The following is a 22,164-nucleotide window of genomic DNA, read 5'->3' as shown; positions in this document are numbered from 1 at the left end:
CGTGTCGTGCTGTTGAGGACGGACTTCTCAGGCCGCGGCCGCGCGCGCCTCCACGAACGCGGCGACGCAGCGCTCGACCTGCTCGGTCGTGTGCGCGGCGGACAGCTGCACCCGGATCCGCGCGAGACCGCGGGGCACCACGGGGAAGCTGAACGCCGTGACGTACACGCCCTGCTTCTGCATCTCCGCGGCGATCCGGGCGGTGAGCGCGGCATCGCCGAACATCACCGGCACGATCGGGTGCGCACCCGGGAGCAGATCGAAACCCTCCGCGGTCATCCGACGCCGGAACAGCGCGGCGTTCTCCTGCAGCTGCGTGCGCAGGGATCCGGATCCCTCGACGAGATCGAGCGCCTCCAGCGTCCCGGCGACGATCGACGGGGCGAGCGTGTTCGAGAACAGATACGGACGAGCGCGCTGGCGCAGCAGATCGACGATGCCCTGGTGGGCGGCGACATAGCCGCCGCTCGCCCCGCCCAGCGCCTTGCCGAAGGTTCCGGTGTAGATGTCCACCCGGCCCTCGACGCCGCACAGCTCGGGCGTACCGCGGCCGTGCTCGCCGATGAAGCCCACCGCATGCGAGTCGTCCACGAAGACGAGCGCGTCGTAGCGCTCGGCGAGGGCGCAGATGTCGGCGAGCGGGGCGATGTAGCCGTCCATCGAGAACACGCCGTCGGTCACGATCACCCGGAAATGGGCGTCGGCGGCCGCCTTCAGCTGCTCCTCCAGGTCCGCCATGTCGCGGTTGCGGTAGCGCAGGCGGCGCGCCTTGGAGAGCCGGATCCCGTCGATGATCGACGCGTGGTTCAGCTCGTCCGAGATGATCGCGTCTTCAGCCGAGAACAGCGTCTCGAAGACGCCGCCGTTCGCGTCGAAGCACGAGGAGAACAGGATCGCGTCGTCGGTGCCGAGGAAGGCCGACAGCCGGCGCTCGAGCTCGAGGTGCTGCTCCTGGGTGCCGCAGATGAAGCGCACGCTGGCCAGCCCGTACCCCCACTCGTCGAGCGCGCCCTTGGCGGCGGCGACGAGGCGCTCGTCATCCGCGAGACCCAGGTAGTTGTTGGCGCAGAAGTTCAGCACCTCGGCGCCGTCGGCGATGATCTCGGCGCGCTGCGGGCCGCGGATCCCGCGCTCGTGCTTGGTGAGGCCCGCCTCGTCGATCCCGGCGAGCTCGGCCGAGAGGTGCTGCTGGAATACTCCGTACATGGTGATCTCCCGTGCTCTTACAGTTCGGTCCAGTCGAGGATGATCTTGCCTGTGCCCGCTGAGGCCGCGGCGGCGAAGCCCTTCTCCCAATCGCGGGCGGGGAGCACCTCGGCGATGATCCGCGTGATCGAGGATCGCAGCACGGGGCTGGTCTGCAGCATGGCGCCCATCGCGTTCCAGGTCTCGAACATCTCGCGGCCGTAGATGCCCTTCACCGTGAGCATGTGCGTGACGATCTTGCCCCAGTCCACGCTGAACGGTCCGGTCGGAAGCCCGAGCATCGCGATCCGGCCGCCGTGGTTCATGTTGTCGATCATGGCGGGCAGCGCACTCGGCGCCCCGCTCATCTCGAAGCCGATGTCGAATCCCTCGCGCATGCCGAGCGCGCGCTGCGCGTCCTTGATCTCCTCGCGGGAGACGTCGACGACCGCGTCGGCGCCCATCTGCCGCGCCAGCTCGAGCCGCGGCGCGCTCACGTCGGTCGCAGTGATGAAGCGCGCCCCCACGTGCCGGGCGATCGCGACGGCCATGAGGCCGATCGGACCGCAGCCGGTGACGAGCACGTCTTCTCCGACGATCGGGAAGGCGAGGGCGGTATGCACCGCGTTGCCGAGCGGATCGAAGATCGCGCCCAGTTCGGGTGTCACATCGGCGTGGTGCACCCAGACGTTCGTGGCGGGCAGGGTGAGGTACTCGGCGAACGCGCCGTCGCGCTGCACGCCGAGCCCGATCGTGCGGATGCACATCTGGCGGCGGCCGGCGCGGCAGTTGCGGCACATGCCGCAGACGATGTGCCCCTCGCCGGACACCCGGTCGCCGACCGCGATGTCGTGCACGAGCGGACCGACCTCCACAACCTCGCCGTAGAACTCGTGGCCGGGGATGAGCGGAGCCTTCACGGCGGACGCCGACCAGTCATCCCAGCGCTGGATGTGCAGGTCGGTGCCGCAGATGCCGGTGCGGAGCACGCGGATGACCACCTCGTCCGGACCGGCCACCGGATCCGGGCGGTCGACGAGCGCGAGGCCCGCGTGCGGGCCGTCCTTGTAGAGAGCCTTCATGCTTCGATCTCACCGCGCCCAACCATGTAGATCAAGAGCGAGTATCTGGAGGGATCATTAAGCATCGCTACATGCTTGAATGGACATATGCAACTGCAGCAGCTCCAGATCCTGCGCGAACTCGGCGCTCTCGGAAGCGTCACCGCCGTCGCCGAGGCGCTGCGCGTGACGCCGTCCGCGGTGTCGCAGCAGCTCGCGGCGCTGCAGCGCGGCGTCAGGGCGCCGCTCACGCGGAAGCAGGGCCGCACCCTGGTGCTCACCCCGGCCGGCGAGGCTCTCGCGGAAGCGGGCGCCGCGGCGCTCGACGCGATGGCCGCGGCCCGGTCCGCCGTCGACGACTTCGAGGCCGCGGAGGGTGGGATCGTCACGGTCAGCGGCTTCCTCAGCGCGGCCCAGGCACTGTTCGGCCCGCTGATCCGGGAGCTCGGATCCGGTCCCGATGTGCCGGCGATCCGCTTCATCGACGAAGACGTCGCGCAGAGCGAGTTCCCCGCGCTCACCGCGCGGTACGACCTGGTGCTCGCACATCGGATGGAGCACAGCCCGCCGTGGCCGAAGACCGGGATCCGCGTGCTCACGCTCGCCGCCGAGCCGCTCGATGTCGCGCTCGCCCCCGATCACCCGCTCGCACGGCGCACCTCGCTGTATCCGGCCGACGTGGTCGGCGAACGCTGGGTGACCAGCCGCGCCGGTTACTCCCCCGACGACGTGCTGCGCACGATCTCGGCGATCACGAACCGCCCCGCCGAGATCGTGCATCGCATCAACGACTACGGGGTGGCCGCCTCGGTGATCGCGACAGGCGACGTGATCGGCGTGCTCCCGCGCTACACGTCTGTGGCGACCGATGCGGTGGTGCGCCGCCCGCTGCAGTACGTGAGCACGAACCGCATGATCGATCTGCTCGCCCGCCCCGAGAACCTGCGCCGGCGGTCGGTCCGCCTCGTCGCGGATGCGCTCAACCGGGTGATGACCGAGCTCACCGGCTGACGGAGGCCTGCGATCCCGCCCGCTGATGAGCGGCAAAGTACGCGCGCAGATCCTCCGGCAGCGTGGGGATCTCCTGCGGCTGCGATCCGGAACGGATCGAGAGCGCCCCTGCGACACCCGCCGCCACCGCGTCGCGTGCGGCGATCGGGTTGGTGTCAGTCGGGGTGCCGTTGCGGACGAACTCGATGAACTCGCCCACGGTGAGCGGATCCGCGCCGCCGTGGCCGCCGTCGCCACCGTCCTCGATCGGATAGCGGACGTGGCCCTTCTCGAGATAGTCGCTGCGCGCGTTCCATACGCGCACTTCGCCGCCGGCGTCGTCGTCGAAGTTCTCGATGCGCCCCTGAGTGCCGATGACTGTGTAGTTGCGCCAGTAGTCGGGCGTGAAGTGGCACTGCTGATAGCTCATCAGCACGCCCGAGTCGGTGCGCATCATGATCATCGAGATGTCCTCGACGTCGATGACGGGATTGAGATCCTGTTGCGCGAGCGGTGGCCAGTTGCCCATCGAGAACCAGTCCCCCATGCGTCGGTCGGAATTGTCGCGACGCGATTCGACCTGGCCGTACACGGCGAGATCTCCCACGCCGACCACGGTCCGTGACGAGGCTCCGGCCAGCCAGTGCATCACATCGATGTCGTGCGCGCCCTTCTGCAGGAGCAGGCTCATGGCCTTGTCGCGCTCGGCGTGCCAGTCCTTGAAGTAGTAGTCGCCGCCGTGGCCGACGAAATGCCGGCACCAGATCGCCTTGACCTCGCCGATCTCGCCGCGGTCGACGATGTCCTTCATCATGCGCACCACCCGCATGTGCCGCATGTTGTGGCCGACGTAGAGCTTCGATCCCGTGCGGTATGCGGTCTCCAGGATCCGATCCGCATCTTCGATCGAGATCGCGAGCGGCTTCTCGACGTAGACCGGCACGCCGGCCTCGAGCAGTGCGATCGAGACCTCGGCGTGCGTGAAGTCGGGCGAGGTGATGAACGCGCCGTCGATCTCGACGTCCGCAGCGAGCAGTTCGGCGACCGAGGCGAACACCGGGATGTCGCCGAACAGCCTGGCGGCGCGGGCGTGTGTCTGCGGCGCGGGGTCCACGGCTGCGACGACGCGACCGCCCGTGGCTGCGACGTGCAGGGCGACTCCCGCACGTGCGCCGACGCCGATCACCGCCGCCCGGAATCCGGCCGCCTCTTCTGCTGCGCTGGTCTGCGCCATGTCGTTCCTCTCGGGGTCGATGGTGATGACGGGCGCGGTCACGCCGTCGAAACCGTAGATGAGTGCCGCGTGACGCTGGAACGCCAGCCCCAGCGCACCGAGCGCCGCGGCATCCGCGCCGAGCTCTCCCTCGCGGATCAACGGCGTCCCGGTGTCGATCCCGGTCACGGCGGTGCGGATCTTCTGCTCCAGCGGGACGGCGATGAGGTCGGCGAACTCTCCGAGCTCGCCGCCCAGCACGATGACCTCCGGATCGATCGTCAGAATCAGCGCCGCCAGGGCGGACGACATCGCGGTGCTGAGCGAGTCCAGCGCCTGCATCCCGCGGACGTCCGCCGGGTCGTCTCGCAGGCGGCGCAGCTCCGCTCCGACGATGGCCGACGCGTCCAGCAGGGTCCCCGCCGGAATCTCGACGTCGCTGAAGGCGCGGAGCATTCCGACCTCGCCGGCCCGGCCCTTCCGGCCTCGTACGACCTGTCCCCCGGCAGTGACGCGCGCGGAGACGTGATGCCAGGTGAGCGCGTAGATTCCGGTGTCCGAATCGACGAGCGCGCCGGCGCGGGACTCCGCCTCGGCGGCGAGCGACAGATCGTTGTCCACCGACACGGGGGCGCCGAACGCCTCCTCGAACAGTGCGCCGAGATCCTGGCCGTGCCACGAGGAGACCTGCGGCGAGGAGGTCACCACGCCGTCCTCGTCGAAGAGTCCCGCAACGGCGACACCGATCGCCGCGACCTCGGACAGTCGACGGCCGACCCGCTCCAGCGTCTGCACGAGCAGAGTGCGAATGGGCGCCAGGTTCGGCTGCCGAGTGGTCGGCGGTGCGATCGCGGAGCTCTGGGTGGCCAGCACGCGACCGGTGCGATCGGCCACGAGGATCCGCACGCTGCTGCGGGTGAGATCGAGACCGACGACGACCTGGCTTCCGGCGAGCAGCGAGTAGGACCTGGCCGGGCGGCCGGCGACCGCCCGCGCCTCGTGCTCGACGACGAGCCCCGCATCTCTCAGCTCGACGAGCGCGGCGGTCACGGTCGGGCGCGAGAGTCCGGTCGACTCCGCCAGATCCGAGATGGTCGCGCCGTCTTTGTCACGTAGCGCGGCCAGGCACTGCGCGACGAGTCGCTGATCGATCGTGGACATCATCGCCCTTTCGGATTCTTCTTCATAACTATTACGAAAGCTCTTTCGTCATTGATACCCGACGCGTCTCGACGATGTCAAGGTCTGCGCTGCCAGGGCGGAGACGGACCTCGGCCTAGGCTCGGACCATGACGGTCGAGACCAACCCGCTGCTGCTGCCCTCTGCCCTCCCGTACCACCTGCCGGACTACGCCGCGATCCGCCCGGAGCACTATCTCCCGGCGTTCCGGCTCGGCTTCGAGGAGCAGCTCGCCGAGATCCGCCGGATCACGATGGTGCGCTCGATGCCGACGTTCGAGAACACGATGGAGGCGCTGGAGCAGAGCGGCGCGCTGCTCGACCGCGTCTCGCACGCGTTCTACACGGTCAGCTCGGCGGACGCCACGAGCGAGATCCAGGAGATCGACGAGGAGCTCGCGCCGCTCATGGCCGCGCACCAGGACGCGATCCTGCTCGACTCCACGCTCTACTGGCGGATCGGCCGTCTCTTTGAGCAGCTCAAGGATCTGCCGCTCACTGCGGAGCAGCGTCGCCTGGTGCAGCGCTGGCATCGCGAGATGACGCTGGCCGGCGCCGCCCTCGACGACGCGGCCAAGGCGGGTCTGACCGACCTGAACCGGCGACTGTCGACGCTGAGCACCACGTTCGAGAAGAATCTGCTGGCCGACACCAACGACCTCGCCGTGGTCTTCGACGATCCCGCAGAGCTCGACGGGCTGAGCACGGGCGAGCTGTCCGCCGCGGCGAGGACCGCCGCGGAACGCGGACGGGAGGCCAGGCACGTCCTCACGCTCCCCCTGTTCACGGGCCACCCCGCGCTTGCCTCGCTCACCGACCGGGAGAGCCGGCGCCGGGTGATGGCCGCCTCGCGGTCGCGAGGGTCGCGCGGCAATGATCACGACAACCGCGCGATCCTGGCCGAGATCGCCGCCCTCCGCGCCGAGCGCGCCGCCCTCCTCGGCTACCCCACGCACGCGGCCGCCGTCACCGCGGACGAGACGGCGGGCACACCCGAGGCGGTCGAACGGATGCTCCGCGACCTCGCCGTCTCCGCCGCCCGCAACGTGGCGGCCGAACGCGCCGCCCGGCAGGAGCTCATCGACACGACCGAGGCCGCGCCGTTCCCGCTCGAGGCGCACGACTGGGCGTTCGCGACCGAACGGCTGCGCACCGCGCAGTACGACATCGACACCGCCGCCCTCCGCGGCTGGTTCGAGGCGGAGCGGGTGCTGCACGACGGGGTGTTCGCCGCGGCCGGCCGACTGTACGGTCTGACCTTCGCCGAGCGATCCGACCTGGTCGCGTACCACCCCGACGCCCGCGTCTTCGAGGTGTTCGAGGAGGACGGATCCGCGCTCGGCCTGTACGTGCTCGACCTCTACACGCGCGATAGCAAGCGCGGCGGGGCGTGGATGAATCCGATCGTGAGCCAGTCCGCGCTGCGCGGCACGCGGCCCGTCGTCGCGAACAACCTCAACGTTCCCAAGCCGGGTCCCGGTGAGCCGACCCTGCTCACCCTCGACGAGGTGACCACGCTGTTCCACGAGTTCGGGCACGCGCTGCACGGGCTCTTCTCGGACGTGACCTACCCGCACTTCTCCGGCACGAACGTGTTCCGAGACTTCGTCGAGTTCCCGAGCCAGGTGAACGAGATGTGGATCCTGTGGCCCGAGATCCTGGGCTCCTACGCGCGCCACCATGAGACCGGGGAACCCCTGCCGGCCGACCTGGTCGAGCGCCTGCGTGCGACCGAGGCCTTCGACCAGGGGCATGCGACCGCCGAGTACCTCGCCGCTGCCTGGCTCGACCAGGCCCTGCATGCGCTGCACGCCGGGGACACGATCGACGACGTCGCCGCCTTCGAAGCCGCCGCGCTCGCCGACATCGGCCTGGACGACCCCGCGGTGCCGACGCGCTACTCGTCCGCCTATTTCGCGCACGTGTTCTCCGGCGGCTACAGCGCCGGGTACTACTCGTACATCTGGAGCGAGGTGCTCGACGCCGACACCGTCGAATGGTTCCGCGAGAACGGCGGCCTCACGCGCGCGAACGGCGAACGCTTCCGCCGACGGCTGCTGGGGGTCGGCGGATCGAAGGATCCGCTCGAGGCCTACCGGGACTTCCGCGGTCGCGCCGCCGAGATCGCTCCGCTGCTGAAGCGCCGCGGGCTGGACACCTGATCCGCCCCCGTCGAGAGCTCGGCCTCAGGCGCTCTTGCGCTTGCGGGCCAGGACCAGCGTGGGGGGCGCGCCGTCGTCGACCGCAGCGCGGGTGACGACCACCTTCTGCACGTCCTCCTCGGAGGGGATCTCGAACATGATCGGCCCCAGCACATCCTCCAGGATGGCGCGGAGGCCGCGTGCACCGGTCTTGCGCAGCACAGCGAGGTCGGCGATGGAGTGCAGCGCCTCCTCCTCGAACTCCAGCTCCACGCCGTCGAGCTGGAACATGCGCTGGTACTGCTTGACCAGGGCATTGCGCGGGCCGGTGAGGATGTCGATGAGGGCGGCCTGATCGAGCGGCGAGACGGACGCCACCACAGGCAGCCGGCCGATGAATTCGGGGATCAGACCGAACTTGTGCAGATCCTCCGGCAGCACCTCGCTGAACAGGTCGAGATCCTTGCCCTTGTCGTGCAGCGGCGCGCCGAAGCCGACGCCGTGCTTGCCGACCCGCGACGAGACGATGTCCTCCAGGCCGGCGAAGGCGCCCGCCACGATGAACAGCACGTTGGTGGTGTCGATCTGCAGGAACTCCTGGTGCGGATGCTTGCGCCCGCCCTGCGGCGGCACCGAGGCGACTGTACCCTCGAGGATCTTCAGCAGCGCCTGCTGCACGCCCTCGCCGGAGACATCGCGGGTGATCGACGGGTTCTCCGCCTTGCGTGCGATCTTGTCGATCTCGTCGATGTAGATGATGCCGGTCTCGGCCCGCTTGACGTCGTAGTCGGCGGCCTGGATCAGTTTGAGGAGGATGTTCTCGACGTCTTCGCCCACATAGCCGGCCTCGGTGAGCGCGGTGGCATCGGCGACGGCGAACGGCACGTTCAGCCGCTTCGCGAGCGTCTGCGCAAGGTAGGTCTTGCCGCAGCCGGTCGGGCCGATCATCAGGATGTTGCTCTTGGCGATCTCGATCTCATCGGCCTTCTGCTCGGCGGGGAGCAGGGTGCTGCGGGCGCGGACGCGCTTGTAGTGGTTGTAGACGGCGACGGCGAGGGCCTTCTTCGCCGGCACCTGCCCGACGACGTACTCCTCGAGGAACGAGAAGATCTCGCGCGGCTTGGGCAGATCGAACTCGGCGACCTCGCCGTTGGCCGACTCGGCCATGCGCTCCTCGATGATCTCGTTGCAGAGCTCGACGCACTCGTCGCAGATGTACACGCCCGGGCCAGCGATGAGCTGCTGGACCTGCTTCTGGCTCTTGCCGCAGAACGAGCACTTGAACAGGTCGGCACTCTCACCGATACGAGCCATGCGCGTCCTCCTTCGAGACGTGGTCCGCGGTCGCAGGGGATGCGATCGCAGCGTGCTGATGCCGCCGTTCGAGCCTAACCGCAACATCTGACAACGAGTCGCATCGCCACGGATCCCGGCACCGCGCCGCTCCGCGCATGGCGAACACGGTCAAGCGTGAGACTCCACTTTCGGCATGAGACTCCACGCCAGGCGCGGCGTCTCATGCAGAACGTGGAGTCTCGCGCGGTCGGGCGCGCGGCTCGGGAGGGCCGCGTCAGACCATGCTCTTCGGGTGCCAGACCGTCTTCACCTCGGTGAACGCGGCAATCCGCTGCGGGGAGGCGACGACCTCGCCCGGGGCGAGCACGCGCTTGAGCGTGTCCGCGGCCGAGATCTGCAGGTCCACCCACTCGAGCGCGCCGGCGCCGGCCAGATCCAGCGCGTTCACGTCGGCGTGCGACGCGAGCCACGGCGCCATCTCGGCCGGGGATCCGGTGAGCACGTTCACGACGCCGCCCGGCACATCGCTCGTCGCGAGCACCTCGGCGAGGCTGATCGCGGACAGCGGATACCGTTCGCTCGCCACCACGACCACGGCGTTGCCGGCGACGAGTGCGGGTGCCACGACCGAGACCAGGCCGAGCAGAGCCGAGTCCTGCGGGGCGATGATCGCCACGACGCCGGTCGGCTCGGGGGCGGAGATGTTGAAGTAGGCTCCTGCGACCGGGTTCAGGTTGCCCGCGATCTGCGCGTACTTGTCGCACCAGCCCGCGTACCAGACCCAGAGGTCGATGGCCTCGTCCACCTGCGATCCGGCCACCGCCACGGAAACGCCCTGCTGCGCGACGATCTCGTCGGCGAACTGCGCGCGGCGGCCCTCGAGCACCTCGGCCACGCGGTACAGGACCTGACCGCGGTTGTACGCTGTGGCCTTCGCCCACCCGGCCTGCGCGGTGCGCGCGGCCCTGACCGCGTCACGGGCGTCCTTGCGGGACGCCTTCGACGCGTTCGCGAGGAACGCGCCCTTGGGGGTGGTCACCTCGTACGTGCGCCCGGACTCGCTGCGCGGGAACGCGCCGCCGATCGCGAGCTTGTACGTCTTCGGAACGGTCAGTCGCGCGCTCATGCGGCGGATCCCTTCAGGTACGCGGCGAGGCCCTGCTTGCCGCCCTCGCGGCCGTAGCCGGACTCCTTGTAGCCGCCGAACGGGCTCGACGGATCGAAACGGTTGAACGTGTTGGCCCACACGACTCCGGCGCGCAGGCGGTCGGCGACGGCGAGGATCCGGGATCCCTTGTCGCTCCAGATGCCCGCGGACAGTCCGTACGGGGTGTTGTTCGCCTTCGCGATCGCCTCCGCAGGGGTGCGGAAGGTGAGCACGGACAGGACCGGCCCGAACACCTCCTCGCGGGCGATCCGGTGCGAGGCCTCCACGCCCGTGAAGATCGTCGGGGCGAACCAGAAGCCCTTCTCCGGGATGACGCAGTCCGCGGTCCAGCGCACGGCGCCCTCGTCCTCGCCGATCTGGCTGAGCTCGCGGATGCGGGCCAGCTGCTCGGCCGAGTTGATTGCGCCGATGTCGGTGTTCTTGTCCAGCGGATCCCCGAGACGCAGGGTCGACAGGCGGGACTTCAGCCGGTCGATGACCTCGTCGTGGATCGACTCCTGCACGAGCAGCCGGCTGCCCGCGCAGCACACGTGACCCTGGTTGAAGAAGATGCCGTTCACGATGCCCTCGACGGCCTGGTCGATCGGCGCGTCGTCGAAGACGATGTTCGCCGCCTTGCCGCCGAGCTCGAGGGTGAGCGCCTTGCCGGTCCCGGCCACGGTGCGGGCGATCTCGCGCCCGACGCCGGTGGATCCGGTGAAGGCCACCTTGTCGACGTCGGGGTGGCGGACAATGGCCGCGCCCGTGGATCCGGCGCCGGTCACGATGTTCACGACGCCCGCGGGCAGGTCGGCCTGCTGCAGGATCTCCGCGAAGATCAGCGCCGTGAGCGGCGTTGTCTCGGCGGGCTTGAGCACCACGGTGTTCCCGGCGGCAAGGGCCGGTGCCACCTTCCACGCGAGCATGAGCAGCGGGAAGTTCCACGGGATGACCTGCCCGGCCACGCCGTGCGCCTTCGGGTTCACTCCGGCGCCCGCATAGTCGAGCTTGTCGGCCCAGCCGGCGTAGTAGAAGAACCACGACGCGACGAGCGGCACGTCGACGTCGCGGGACTCCTTGATCGGCTTGCCGTTGTCGAGGCTCTCCGCGACGGCGAGCTCACGGGCGCGCTCCAGCACGAGGCGGGCGATGCGGAACAGGTACTTGCCGCGGTCACGGCCGCTCATCTTCGACCACACCTTCGTGTAGGCGCGACGGGCGGCGGCCACGGCGAGATCGACGTCCTCATCGGAGGCGTGCGCGACGGTCGCGATGCGCGACTCGTCCGCGGGCGAGATCGTCGCGAACGAGGCCCCGCGGCCCTCGACGAACGCGCCGTCGATGAACAGGCCGTACTCGTCCTTCAGGGCGAGGATGCTCCGCGACTCGGGCGCGGGCGCGTATTCCAGGAATCCCATGGCGGGCCTCTCAGTCGATCGTGACGTAGTCGGGGCCGGAGTAGTGGCCGGTTGTCAGCTTCTGACGCTGCAGCAGCACGTCGTTGAGCAGGCTCGAGGCGCCGAAGCGGAACAGGTGCGGCTGCAGCCACTCCTCCCCCACGGTCTCTGCGACGTGCACGAGGTACTTCACCGCGTCCTTGGAGGAGCGGATCCCGCCGGCCGGCTTGACGCCGATCCGCTCGCCGGTGAGGCGGTGCCAGTCGCGCACGGCCTCCAGCATCAGCAGCGTCACCGGCAGCGTGGCCGCCGGAGCGACCTTGCCGGTGGACGTCTTGATGAAGTCGCCGCCGGCGAGGATCCCCAGCCAGGAGGCGCGCTTGATGTTGTCGTAGGTGTTCAGCTCCCCGGTCTCGAGGATGATCTTCAGCGACGCGGAGGATCCGTCCTCCCGACGGCAGGCGTCCTTGACGGCGACGATCTGATCGAACACCTGCCCGTAGCGGCCGGAGAGGAAGGCCCCGCGGTCGATGACCATGTCGATCTCGTCCGCGCCGGCCTGCACCGCGTCCCGGGTGTCGGCGAGCTTCACCGCGAGCGAGGCGCGCCCGCTCGGGAACGCCGTCGCGACAGCAGCGACCGAGATCCCGCCCTCATCCGGGTCGCCGTGGCGGGCGCCCAGCGCCTCCACCGCGTACGGGACCATGTCGCCGTACACGCACACCGCGGCGACGGACGGGCCGGTCGGATCCGAGGCGTCGGGCAGCTTGGCCTTCGACACCAGCGAGCGCACCTTGCCGGGGGTGTCCGCACCCTCGAGCGTGGTCAGGTCGATGAGCCGGATGATCGTGTCCAGCGCCCACGCCTTCGACGTGGTCTTGATCGACCGGGTGCCGAGCCCGGCGGAGCGCTGCTCCAGGCCGACGGCGTCGACCCCGGGCAGTCCGTGCAGAAAGCCGCGCAGGGTGAGATCGTCGGGTTCCCCGCCGAGCACCTGCACCGCCTTCCGCTGTGCGAGTTCAGTCGTCGTCACTCTTCCTCCAAGAGGGTTCGGGCGGTCGCCTCGTCGGTGACCACCATCGTGCACAGATTCGCCGTCACCACGGTGCGGGCGATGTCGTGCTTCGCCTCTCCCGCGGTGACGAACACAGAGGTGCGCGCCGCGCGCAGGCGATCCAGGCTCAGTCCGACCGTGCGGGCGTCGAGCTCGGGATCCACGACATTGCCGTCCGCGTCGATGTAGCGGCCCAGCACATCGCCGACCGCGCCACGGCGCGCGAGCAGGTCGATGTCGCGAACGCTCAGATAGCCGTTCTCGACATGCGCGGAGCCGGCATCGCAGACGCCGGCGGTGAAGAGATACGCGTCGGCCGCGGAGGCCTGGGCGAGCACGCCGGCGACGGTGCGATCGCGTTCGATCGCCTGCTTGGTCTCCAGCCGCTCCAGGATCGCCGGGCTCGGCAGCAGCGCCACCTGGCCCGAGGCCCGCTGCGCGATCGTGGCCGCGAGGGAGGCGGCGCCGCCCGGGCGGCGGTTGACGCTCACCCCGCCGTTCATCTGCACGACGGTGACGCCGCGCGCCCAGCCGTCCGGCAGTCGCTCGGCGACGGCGGTGAGAGTGCGCCCCCAGCTCACGGCGAGGGTCTTGGGAACGGGGCGCAGTGCGGTGAGGTGATCCGCGGCGCCCTGCGCGACCCGGCCCAGCGTCTCGGCGTCGGTTCCGGCGTTCGGGACCACGACGGCGTCTGCGAGCCCGAATCGGGAGCGCAGCTCGCGCTCGATGCCGAGCTTGCGAGCCCGCGGGTGCACGATCTCGATCCGCACGATCCCGTCGGTCCGCGCCTGCTGCAGGAGCCGGCCGACCTTCCACCGGGAGATGCCCAGCAACCCGCCGATCTCGTCCTGCGTCTTGTCCTCGTCGTAGTACAGCTCGGCGACACGGACGGCAAGCAGCTCGTCGTCGTCGATCCCGGAGCGTGCCATGCTCCGAGAATACCGCCCGGCACGCGCACGCGCACCGCCGTGCTCATACGAGCAGAGCAGTTCACTCGTCCGCGCAACCGCGGCGTACGCGAAAGGGCGGCCCGGAGTGATTCCGGGCCGCCCTTCACATGCGCGGCGGGGGCCGCGTCGGAGTGTCAGTTCAGCGACTGGCGCTTGCGGCTCGACAGCACCTGGTCGACGATGCCGTACTCCTTGGCCTGCTCGGCCGAGAGGATGTTGTCGCGGTCGATGTCGCGGTGGAGCTTCTCGACCGTCTGACCGGTGTGATGCGCCATGGTCTCCTCGAGCCAGGTGCGCATCCGGAGGATCTCCGCCGCCTGGATCTCGATGTCGGACGCCTGCCCCTGGCCGGCCTCACCCATCGCGGGCTGGTGCATGAGCACCCGCGCGTTCGGCAGGGCGAGACGCTTGCCGGGAGCACCGGCCGCGAGCAGCACCGAGGCGGCCGAGGCCGCCTGGCCCAGCACCACGGTCTGGATCTGCGGCGCGACGTACTGCATCGTGTCGTAGATCGCGGTCATGGCGGTGAAGGATCCGCCCGGCGAGTTGATGTACATCGTGATGTCGCGCTCGGAGTCCTGGCTCTCCAGGACCAGCAGCTGCGCCATCACGTCGTCGGCGGACGCGTCGTCGACCTGCACGCCGAGGAAGATCACGCGATCCTCGAAGAGCTTGTTGTACGGATCCTGGCGCTTGAAGCCGTAGGCCGTGCGCTCCTCGAACTGCGGGAGCACGTAGCGGCTCGAGGGCAGGTTGCCGGCCGCACGGAAGGTGGGTGTGTACATGTGTGTCCTGTCCTGCCTTACTTGTCCGCGCCAGTGCCGCCGCCGCCGTGCACGTCACTGGCGTGCTCGCGCATGTGGTCGACGAATCCGTAGTCGAGGGCCTCGGCGGCGGTGAACCAGCGGTCCCGGTCGCCGTCCTCGTTGATCTGCTCGACCGTCTTGCCGGTCTGCGACGCGGTGATCTCGGCGAGGCGCTGCTTCATCGACAGGATGAGCTGCGCCTGCGTCTGGATGTCGCTGGACGTGCCGCCGAAACCTCCGTGCGGCTGGTGCAGCAGCACCCGCGCGTTCGGCGTGATGTAGCGCTTGCCCTTGGTGCCGCTGGTGAGCAGCAGCTGGCCCATCGAGGCGGCCATGCCGATGCCGACCGTCACGATGTCGTTCGGCACGAACTGCATGGTGTCGTAGATCGCCATGCCGGCCGTGATCGATCCGCCGGGTGAGTTGATGTAGAGGTAGATGTCCTTCTCGGGGTCCTCTGCGGCGAGAAGGAGGATCTTGGCGCAGATCTCGTTGGCGTTCTCGTCCCGCACCTCGGATCCCAGCCAGATGATTCGATCCTTGAGCAGCCTGTCGAAGACGCTCGTCGCGACCAGGGGTTCAGCCATTTCCGCTCCTGTTTCCGTGTTCGGTGATTCGAATCTACCGGCGCGGGATCGGCGCCCCGGCCGTGTTCGCCGTCGGCATATCAGGCGTCGCCGGCGACGATGCGAAGAGGGCGGGTGCGCCATGCACCCGCCCTCTGGGGATCATCGGATCCGCTGCCTACTCGGCGTCGGACGCCTTCTCGGCGGCCTTCTTGGCCGGCGCCTTGCGCGCGGCCGGCTTCTTGGCGGCGGGCTTCTCCTCGGCCGGAGCCTCGGTGGCGTCGTCGGCGGCCTTCGCGGGCGCCTTCTTGGCCGGAGCCTTCTTCGCGGGAGCCTTCTTCGCAGCGGGCTTCTCCTCGGCCGGAGCCTCAGCGGCGTCCGCGGCCTCAGCCTCGTCCTCGACGGCGATGAAGCCGGTCAGGTCGACGGGCTTGCCGTTGCTGTCCACGACGGTGACCTTGCCGAGCGCGACCGCGAGGGCCTTGTTGCGCGCGACCTCGCCGACGAGCACGGGCAGCTGGTTCGACGACTGCAGCGCCTCGACGAACTCCTGCGGCGCCATGCCGTACTGCGCGGCCGACTGGATCAGGTACTGGCTGAGCTCGTCCTGCGAGACCTGCACATCGGACTTCTCGGCGATCGTGTCGAGGAGCACCTGGGTGCGGAACTGCTTGGTGCTCGCCTCGGTGACCTCGGCGCGGTGCTCGTCGTCCTCGAGCCGGCCCTCGCCCTCGAGGTGGTTGTGCACCTCGTCCTCGATGAGCTGCGGCGGCACCGGGATGTCGATCTGCTCGAGCAGGACCTCGACGAGCTTGTCGCGCGCGGCGGAGGCCTGCGTGAAGACGCTCTGCTGCGAGACGGACTCGCGCAGGCTCTCGCGCAGCTCGGCGATGGTGTCGAACTCGCTGGCGATCTGGGCGAAGTCGTCGTCCGCCTCGGGCAGCTCGCGCTCCTTGACGGCCTTGAGCGTGACGGAGACCTCGGCCTCCTCGCCGGCGTGGTCGCCGCCGACGAGCTTCGAGCGGAACGTGGTGTCCTCACCGGCGGTGAGCGAGTCGATGGCGTCGTCGATGCCCTCGAGCAGCTCGCCGGAGCCGACCTCGTAGGACACGCCCTCCGCGCGGTCGATCTCGGCGCCGTCGATCGCGGCGACCAGGTCGAGCTCGACGAAGTCGCCCGATGCGGCAGGACGGTCGACGGGGACCAGGGTGCCGAAGCGGGCGCGCAGGCGGTCCATCTCCTCGTCCAGTGCGGCATCGTCGGCCTCGACGGCGTCGACCGTGACGGTGATGCCGTCGAGTGCGGGGAGCTCGATCTCCGGGCGGACATCGACCTCGATCTCGACCTTGAGGTCGCCCGCGAAGTCCTTCTCGTTCGGCCATTCGATGACCTCGGCCGAGGGGCGCCCCACGATGCGGAGGTTGTGCTCGAGCGAAGCCTCGCGGAAGAAGGTGTCCAGACCCTCGTTCACCGCATGCTCGATGACCGCACCGCGACCGACGCGCTGGTCGATGATCGGCGCGGGCACCTTGCCCTTGCGGAATCCGGGGATCTGCACGTCCTGCGCGATGTGCTCGTACGCGTGCTCGATGCTGGGCTTCAGGTCTTCCGGGGTGACCGTGATGTGGAGCTTGACCCGAGTCGGGGCAAGCGTCTCGACGGTGCTGTTCGCCATGCTGGTGTGTTCTCCTTGTGAATGTTCCGCGCGGTTCGTGGCGCGGACCTGACGTCGTGAGACCGACGTCGGGGCGACAGGATTTGAACCTGCGACCTCCCGCTCCCAAAGCGGGCGCTCTACCAAACTGAGCTACGCCCCGGGTAAGAACCCGCGCACGCGGGAACGGCCCCTGAGAGTCTAACGGAACGGAGCACCTCCATCGGTCCGGTATGCTCGTACGGGTCGGCGACGTGATGTGCCGGCCCGTCCCTGAGCTGGTCGAAGGGTCCGGGGGTGTAGCTCAATGGTAGAGTCTCAGTCTTCCAAACTGATTGCGCGGGTTCGATTCCCGTCACCCCCTCTCTGAATCGAATCGACGCGGATCGACGGGAGTTCGATGAGCGATCCCCTCACCCTCCCCTCCGCCGAGGTTCTCGCCGATCACTCGCTGCCGTTCCGGTTCTCCGGACTCTCGTCCGATGAAGCACCCCCGCGGCCGCCACGCCGGCCGCGCAGGCGAGCGCTGACGTGGACGCTCTCCCTCGTCGGCGCCGTGCTCCTGGCCGGGGGTTTCACCCTCCTCCAGCTCGGCGCCTCGCAGGGCTTCGACGACGCACAGGGATCGCTGGATCGGGCGACGACCCAGCAGGACGCCGCGGTCCAGCAGGTCCGCGCCGCGCTCTCCCGCAGCGACAGCACGACCAAGACGGTCGGCGCCGTCCTCGCCACGCAGAGCGACGATCTCATCTCGGCCGCAGATCGGACCGGCCTCACGACGGCCGATGACGCGGCGGTGCAGGCCGCTCACACGGCGACAGGCCTGATCCCGTCCGGCCCCGTCGCGAAGCGCGCCAAGCCCTTCTGGTTCTGGGAGGCGGACTCTGCGGCCGATCGGCTGCGGGCGGACGCGTCCGCCGCGCGGCGGAGCACGACGTCGCTGGATTCCGCCGGGAAGAAGATCGACGAGACCCTCACCGCCGTCCAGGCCTCGGGGTCGGCGGCGATCACGGCCGCAGCGGACCGGGCGGCGGGCGCGGAGGCCGCCAACGTCCCGGCGACCAACGAGAGCGTGCTGTCGCTGCGCACGATGGTGACGCAGGTCAAATCGCTCGCCTCGCCGCTCCAGGAGCAGCTCACCACGACGTTCCCCGCACTCGTGCTGGCCGTGCACAAGGTGCAGGCCTCGCATGCCGCGACCCTGGACGCCGAGTCCGGACCGCTCGAGGACTCCCGGCTGCAGCTCGAGGCCTTCGCTCGATCCCTCGCCCCCGGCGTACTGATCGACTTCGAGTGGTCGGACCTCGTGAACGGACTGGGCGGCCCCAACGGCTACCTCTCCGGCGAGACCGCGTGGTGGTACGACCAGGGCGGCTATGCGACCATCCGGCTGTCGAACTCGATCGCCGAGAGCTGGCCGAGCGACTCCGCCCACGCGATCGTGGCGCACGAGGTCGGGCACGCCATCACCGTGCGCTGCCGCACCATGTACGACACCACCAACGATCAGACCGCCGAGGCGTGGGCCACGGCGTGGGCGATCAGCATGGGCTACACGAACGAGGCGAACGGCACCTCCGCGTACGGCGCTCCCCCGGAGTCGCTGATCCAGACCGCGGCCGGCTGCCGCTGACGCCGCGAGAGCCGCGCGTCTGTGGACGCGCGTCCCGGACGTGCAGAGACGACGAGAGCCTCCGCGTGATGCGGAGGCTCTCGATGCGTGCGGGAAAGGTCAGCGCTGGCCGCGGCGCTCGCGCAGCTGCTGCAGCGCGTCGTCGAGCAGCTGCTCCGCCTCCTCGTCCGTACGGCGCTCCTTCACGTAGGCGAGGTGCGTCTTGTACGGCTCCGGCTTGGCGATCGCGGGAGGGTTCTCCTTGTCGCGACCGGCCGGGAGACCGGAGTGCGGGTGATCGATGATGTCCGGGATCTCCTCCTCGGGCAGCCCCGCGGCGAAGTACCGCACGGTCTCGTTGCCGAGCCCGTCCCAGTACGAGATCGCGATGCGATCTGCGTGATAGCCGTGGTCCTGCTCGCCCATCGGGCCGGATCCGACCCGGGTGCCCCGGATCGCGTTGCCGCCGGTGGCCATCAGATCACCTCGAACTTCGTGATGAGGCCGAGGCCCACGATCGCCACGAACCACGCAAGCGCGAGGACGACGGTGAACCGGTTGAGGTTGCGCTCCGCCAGCCCGGAGGATCCGACGGCGGAGGACATGCCGCCGCCGAACATGTCGGAGAGTCCCCCGCCACGCCCCTTGTGGAGCAGGATCAGGAGGGTCAGCAGGACGCTGGTGATGCCCAGCAGGACCTGCAGGATGAACTGGAGAATATCCACGGAACGGCCTTTCGCTCGGGCTCGCACGGACGTGCGTGATCCCGGGTAACGGTCAATTATACGTCGAGGAGCAGAGGAGCCTCGGGATCACACCCCGACGTGCTTCTGGAACCGGACGATCGCCGCGAACTCGTCGACCACCAGACTGGCGCCGCCCACGAGCGCGCCGTCCACGTCTGGCTCGCGCATGAAGCCGGCGATGTTCCCCGACTTCACCGATCCGCCGTAGAGGATCCGGGTGCGCACGGCCGCCTCGTCGCCGAGGACCTTCGCGATCACGCCGCGGAGCACGGCGCAGACGTCCTGCGCCTGCTGCGGGGTGGCCGCCTGGCCGGATCCGATCGCCCAGACCGGCTCGTACGCGACGACGATGTCCGCCTCGGGCTTCAGACCCGCGAGCGCGACCTCGAGCTGCCCGGCGGGCACAGCGCTCGCGCCGAAGCGCTCCAGGTCCTCCGCCGTCTCGCCGACGCAGATCACCGGGACCAGCCCGTGCTTCAGCGCGGCCTTGGTCTTCGCCGCGACGACCTCGTCGGACTCGGCATGATATTCACGCCGCTCCGAGTGGCCGATGATCACGTAGCGCGCGTCGAGCTTCGCCAGGAACGCGCCCGAGATCTCGCCCGTGTACGCCCCGGAGTCGTGCGCGGACAGATCCTGCGCGCCGAAGGCGAACGGGATCCGGTCGGCGTCGATCAGGGTCTGCACGCTGCGCAGATCGGTGAACGGCGGGAACACCGCCACCTCGACCGATCCGTCCTCATGCTTGGCGTCCTTCAGCGTCCAGTGCAGCTTCTGCACGAACGCGACCGCCTGCAGGTGGTCGAGGTTCATCTTCCAGTTGCCCGCGATCAGCGGGATCCTGCTGTTCATACCCATCCGAGCACCTCCAGGCCGGGGAGTCTCTTGCCCTCGAGGAACTCGAGGCTCGCGCCCCCGCCCGTCGAGATGTGACCGAACTGGTCGTCGGCGAAGCCGAGCTGGCGCACCGCCGCCGCCGAATCCCCCCCGCCGACGACGCTCAGGCCGTCGGTCTCGGTGAGCGCCTGCGCGACGACCTGCGTGCCCGCCGCGAACGCCGGGAACTCGAAGACGCCCATCGGGCCGTTCCAGAACACCGTCCTGGATCCGCGGATCGCCTCGGCGAAGCGCGCGGCCGTCTCGGGCCCGATGTCCAGTCCGATGCCCGCGGCTCCGAACTCCGTCGCCTCGATGGCATCCGCGGCCGCGTCCTCGTGGGCCGCATCCGCGGAGAACGAGGCCGCCACGACCACGTCGGTGGGAAGCACGAGTTCGACCCCGCGCTCCTGGGCTTCGGCGATGTAGCCGCGCACGGTGTCGAGCTGGTCCTTCTCCAGGAGGCTGGACGCCACCGCGTGGCCCTGGGCCGCGAGGAACGTGAACAGCATGCCGCCGCCGACGAGCAGGCGGTCGACCTTCGGCAGCAGGTGCGAGATGACGCCGAGCTTGTCGGACACCTTCGAACCGCCGAGCACGACCGTGTAGGGGCGCTCGGGGTTCTCGGTGAGGCGATCCAGCACGGTCAGCTCGGCCTCGATCAGCAGTCCGGCCGCGGACGGCAGGATCTCGGCGAGCTCGTAGACGCTGGCCTGCTTGCGGTGCACGACTCCGAAGCCGTCGGAGACGAGCACATCGCCGAGGGCCGCGAGCTGCTCCGCGAAGTCACGGCGTGCCGCGTCGTCCTTCGCGGTCTCACCCGGGTTGAACCGGAGGTTCTCCAGCACGACCACGTCGCCGGGCTGCGCAGCGGCCACGGTCTGCTGCGCAGAGTCGCCCACCGTGTCCGTCGCGAAGGCGACGGGCCGGCCGAGCAGCTCCGCGAGGCGCGCCGCGACCGGCGCGAGGCTGTACTGCGGATCGGGTGCCCCGTCGGGGCGGCCCAGGTGCGAGCAGACGATCACGCGGGCGCCCTGATCGATGAGGGCTGTGAGGGTCGGCACCGACGCGCGCACGCGGCCATCGTCCGTGATGATCCCGTCCCGCAGGGGGACGTTGAGATCACAGCGGACGATGACGCGCGTGCCGTCGAGCGACCCGACCGATTCCTTGAGGGAGTCGAGGGTGCGCAGAGTCATATTTCGAACTCAGAGACGCTCGGCGACGTACTCGGTCAGGTCGACCAGGCGGTTCGAGTAGCCCCACTCGTTGTCGTACCAGCTGGACACCTTGACCAGGTTGCCGGAGACGTTGGTGAGCGTCGCATCGAAGATCGACGAGTGCGCGTTGCCCTGGATGTCGCTCGAGACGATCTGATCCTCGTTGTACTGCAGGAAGCCGGCGAGGCGGCCGTCGGCCGCAGCCTTCGCGTACGCCGCGTTGATCTCGTCGACCGTGAGGTCTTCGCGGTCGGTGATGAGCGTCAGGTCGACGATCGAGCCGGTCGGCACCGGAACGCGGTACGAGGATCCGCTGAGCTTGCCGTTGATCTCGGGGATCACCAGGCCGATCGCCTTGGCCGCTCCGGTGGAGGCGGGGACGATGTTGATCGCTGCGGCGCGGGCGCGGCGCAGGTCGCCGTGCGGGCCGTCCTGCAGGTTCTGGTCGGCGGTGTAGGCGTGCGCGGTCATCATGAAGCCGCGGACGATGCCGAACTCGTCGTTGAACACCTTGGCCAGCGGCGCGAGGCAGTTCGTGGTGCACGAGGCGTTGGAGATGATGTGATCCGTCTCCGGGTTGTAGGTCTCCTCGTTGACGCCCATCACGATGGTCGCGTCGTCGCCCGTGGCGGGCGCAGAGATGAGGACCTTCTTGGCACCGGCGTCGATGTGCTTGCGGGCGAGCTCCGCCTTGGTGAAGAAGCCGGTCGACTCGATGACGATGTCGACGCCCAGCTCGCCCCAGGGCAGGTTCGCGGGGTCGCGCTCGGCGAACGCCTTGATCTGCTTGCCGTCGACGGTGATGCTCGACTCGTCGTAGCTGACGTCGGCCTTCAGGACGCCGCCGACGGAGTCGTACTTGAGCAGATGCGCAAGGGTCTTGTTGTCGGTGAGGTCGTTGACCGCGACGATCTCGATGTCCGCACCCTGCTCGAGGGCTGCACGGAAGTAGTTGCGTCCGATTCGGCCGAAGCCGTTGATACCGATCTTGACAGACAAAGATGTCTCCTGATTGTCATGCGCGGAGCACGCGCTCTTCGGGGGATGGAACAACGGCGTCCCGACGGGCGG

19 protein-coding genes and 2 tRNA genes are annotated in these 22,164 nt (G+C 69.3%); 4 read left to right on the top strand and 17 right to left on the bottom strand.

Annotation, left to right across the window (positions count from 1 at the left end; translation table 11 throughout):
• Positions 1 to 27: 27 nt before the first annotated feature.
• Positions 28 to 1,206 carry a glycine C-acetyltransferase gene (locus ABD882_RS14625; protein WP_345188091.1) on the bottom strand — a complete coding sequence of 393 codons (1,179 nt, stop codon included), beginning with the start codon at positions 1,204 to 1,206 and terminating at the stop codon, positions 28 to 30.
• Between the two features lie 17 nt (positions 1,207 to 1,223).
• Entirely contained in the window at positions 1,224 to 2,267 is a 1,044-nt protein-coding gene (tdh, locus tag ABD882_RS14620; RefSeq protein WP_345188089.1) for an L-threonine 3-dehydrogenase, read from the bottom strand.
• A gap of 87 nt (positions 2,268 to 2,354) precedes the next feature.
• On the opposite strand from tdh, the gene ABD882_RS14615 reads away from it, so the two are divergent.
• A complete protein-coding gene (locus ABD882_RS14615) occupies positions 2,355 to 3,257 on the top strand; it encodes a LysR family transcriptional regulator (RefSeq protein ID WP_345188088.1) in 903 nt (300 codons plus the stop codon).
• Here the strand turns inward: ABD882_RS14615 and ABD882_RS14610 are convergent.
• Complete coding sequence (locus ABD882_RS14610) at positions 3,247 to 5,613, bottom strand: ROK family protein (RefSeq protein WP_345188087.1); 2,367 nt, start codon at positions 5,611 to 5,613, stop codon at positions 3,247 to 3,249. The genes ABD882_RS14615 and ABD882_RS14610 overlap by 11 nt on opposite strands.
• A gap of 125 nt (positions 5,614 to 5,738) precedes the next feature.
• On the opposite strand from ABD882_RS14610, the gene ABD882_RS14605 reads away from it, so the two are divergent.
• The gene (locus ABD882_RS14605) at positions 5,739 to 7,790 is read left to right on the top strand and encodes a M3 family metallopeptidase (protein ID WP_345188086.1); all 2,052 of its coding nucleotides are present in this window, start codon (positions 5,739 to 5,741) and stop codon (positions 7,788 to 7,790) included.
• A gap of 24 nt (positions 7,791 to 7,814) precedes the next feature.
• Here the strand turns inward: ABD882_RS14605 and clpX are convergent, their stop codons facing one another.
• The 9 genes from clpX to ABD882_RS14560 all read right to left on the bottom strand — a co-directional run bounded on the left by clpX (position 7,815) and on the right by ABD882_RS14560 (position 16,802).
• The gene (gene clpX / locus ABD882_RS14600; RefSeq protein WP_345188085.1) at positions 7,815 to 9,083 is read right to left on the bottom strand and encodes an ATP-dependent Clp protease ATP-binding subunit ClpX; all 1,269 of its coding nucleotides are present in this window, start codon (positions 9,081 to 9,083) and stop codon (positions 7,815 to 7,817) included.
• Positions 9,084 to 9,339: 256 nt separating this feature from the next.
• Positions 9,340 to 10,191, bottom strand: a complete 852-nt coding sequence (locus ABD882_RS14595; protein ID WP_345188084.1) for an aldehyde dehydrogenase family protein — start codon at positions 10,189 to 10,191, stop codon at positions 9,340 to 9,342.
• Entirely contained in the window at positions 10,188 to 11,630 is a 1,443-nt protein-coding gene (locus tag ABD882_RS14590; protein ID WP_345188082.1) for an aldehyde dehydrogenase family protein, read from the bottom strand. The genes ABD882_RS14595 and ABD882_RS14590 overlap by 4 nt, the downstream gene beginning before the upstream one ends.
• 10 nt (positions 11,631 to 11,640) lie before the next feature.
• Positions 11,641 to 12,609, bottom strand: coding sequence for a deoxyribose-phosphate aldolase (gene deoC / locus ABD882_RS14585; protein ID WP_425563377.1), 969 nt, complete (start codon positions 12,607 to 12,609; stop codon positions 11,641 to 11,643).
• Between the two features lie 29 nt (positions 12,610 to 12,638).
• Positions 12,639 to 13,592 carry a sugar-binding transcriptional regulator gene (locus ABD882_RS14580; RefSeq protein ID WP_345188080.1) on the bottom strand — a complete coding sequence of 318 codons (954 nt, stop codon included), beginning with the start codon at positions 13,590 to 13,592 and terminating at the stop codon, positions 12,639 to 12,641.
• A 155-nt stretch (positions 13,593 to 13,747) separates the two neighbouring features.
• The gene (locus ABD882_RS14575; RefSeq protein ID WP_345188079.1) at positions 13,748 to 14,398 is read right to left on the bottom strand and encodes an ATP-dependent Clp protease proteolytic subunit; all 651 of its coding nucleotides are present in this window, start codon (positions 14,396 to 14,398) and stop codon (positions 13,748 to 13,750) included.
• 17 nt (positions 14,399 to 14,415) lie between these two features.
• Positions 14,416 to 15,006 carry an ATP-dependent Clp protease proteolytic subunit gene (locus ABD882_RS14570; protein ID WP_345188077.1) on the bottom strand — a complete coding sequence of 197 codons (591 nt, stop codon included), beginning with the start codon at positions 15,004 to 15,006 and terminating at the stop codon, positions 14,416 to 14,418.
• A gap of 157 nt (positions 15,007 to 15,163) precedes the next feature.
• Complete coding sequence (gene tig, locus ABD882_RS14565; protein ID WP_345188076.1) at positions 15,164 to 16,660, bottom strand: trigger factor; 1,497 nt, start codon at positions 16,658 to 16,660, stop codon at positions 15,164 to 15,166.
• Positions 16,661 to 16,728: 68 nt separating this feature from the next.
• Positions 16,729 to 16,802: transfer RNA gene (locus ABD882_RS14560), tRNA-Pro, on the bottom strand.
• 130 nt (positions 16,803 to 16,932) lie between these two features.
• Between ABD882_RS14560 and ABD882_RS14555 the strand changes: the two genes are divergently transcribed.
• Positions 16,933 to 17,003: transfer RNA gene (locus ABD882_RS14555), tRNA-Gly, on the top strand.
• Between the two features lie 36 nt (positions 17,004 to 17,039).
• Positions 17,040 to 18,272, top strand: a complete 1,233-nt coding sequence (locus ABD882_RS14550; protein WP_345188075.1) for a hypothetical protein — start codon at positions 17,040 to 17,042, stop codon at positions 18,270 to 18,272.
• 99 nt (positions 18,273 to 18,371) lie between these two features.
• Here the strand turns inward: ABD882_RS14550 and ABD882_RS14545 are convergent, their stop codons facing one another.
• The 5 genes from ABD882_RS14545 to gap all read right to left on the bottom strand — a co-directional run bounded on the left by ABD882_RS14545 (position 18,372) and on the right by gap (position 22,092).
• Positions 18,372 to 18,728, bottom strand: coding sequence for an RNA polymerase-binding protein RbpA (locus tag ABD882_RS14545; RefSeq protein WP_345188073.1), 357 nt, complete (start codon positions 18,726 to 18,728; stop codon positions 18,372 to 18,374).
• Positions 18,728 to 18,976, bottom strand: coding sequence for a preprotein translocase subunit SecG (secG, locus tag ABD882_RS14540; protein ID WP_345188072.1), 249 nt, complete (start codon positions 18,974 to 18,976; stop codon positions 18,728 to 18,730). Before secG ends, ABD882_RS14545 begins: the two co-directional genes overlap by 1 nt.
• 87 nt (positions 18,977 to 19,063) lie before the next feature.
• The gene (gene tpiA, locus ABD882_RS14535; protein WP_345188071.1) at positions 19,064 to 19,855 is read right to left on the bottom strand and encodes a triose-phosphate isomerase; all 792 of its coding nucleotides are present in this window, start codon (positions 19,853 to 19,855) and stop codon (positions 19,064 to 19,066) included.
• Complete coding sequence (locus ABD882_RS14530; RefSeq protein WP_345188070.1) at positions 19,846 to 21,072, bottom strand: phosphoglycerate kinase; 1,227 nt, start codon at positions 21,070 to 21,072, stop codon at positions 19,846 to 19,848. Before ABD882_RS14530 ends, tpiA begins: the two co-directional genes overlap by 10 nt.
• A gap of 9 nt (positions 21,073 to 21,081) precedes the next feature.
• Entirely contained in the window at positions 21,082 to 22,092 is a 1,011-nt protein-coding gene (gene gap, locus ABD882_RS14525; RefSeq protein WP_345188069.1) for a type I glyceraldehyde-3-phosphate dehydrogenase, read from the bottom strand.
• Positions 22,093 to 22,164 lie beyond the last annotated feature (72 nt).

It is taken from the genome of Microbacterium panaciterrae (assembly GCF_039541635.1).
Classification (GTDB): Bacteria; Actinomycetota; Actinomycetes; order Actinomycetales; family Microbacteriaceae; genus Microbacterium; species Microbacterium panaciterrae.
This window is presented reverse-complemented; position numbering and strand designations above follow the sequence as displayed.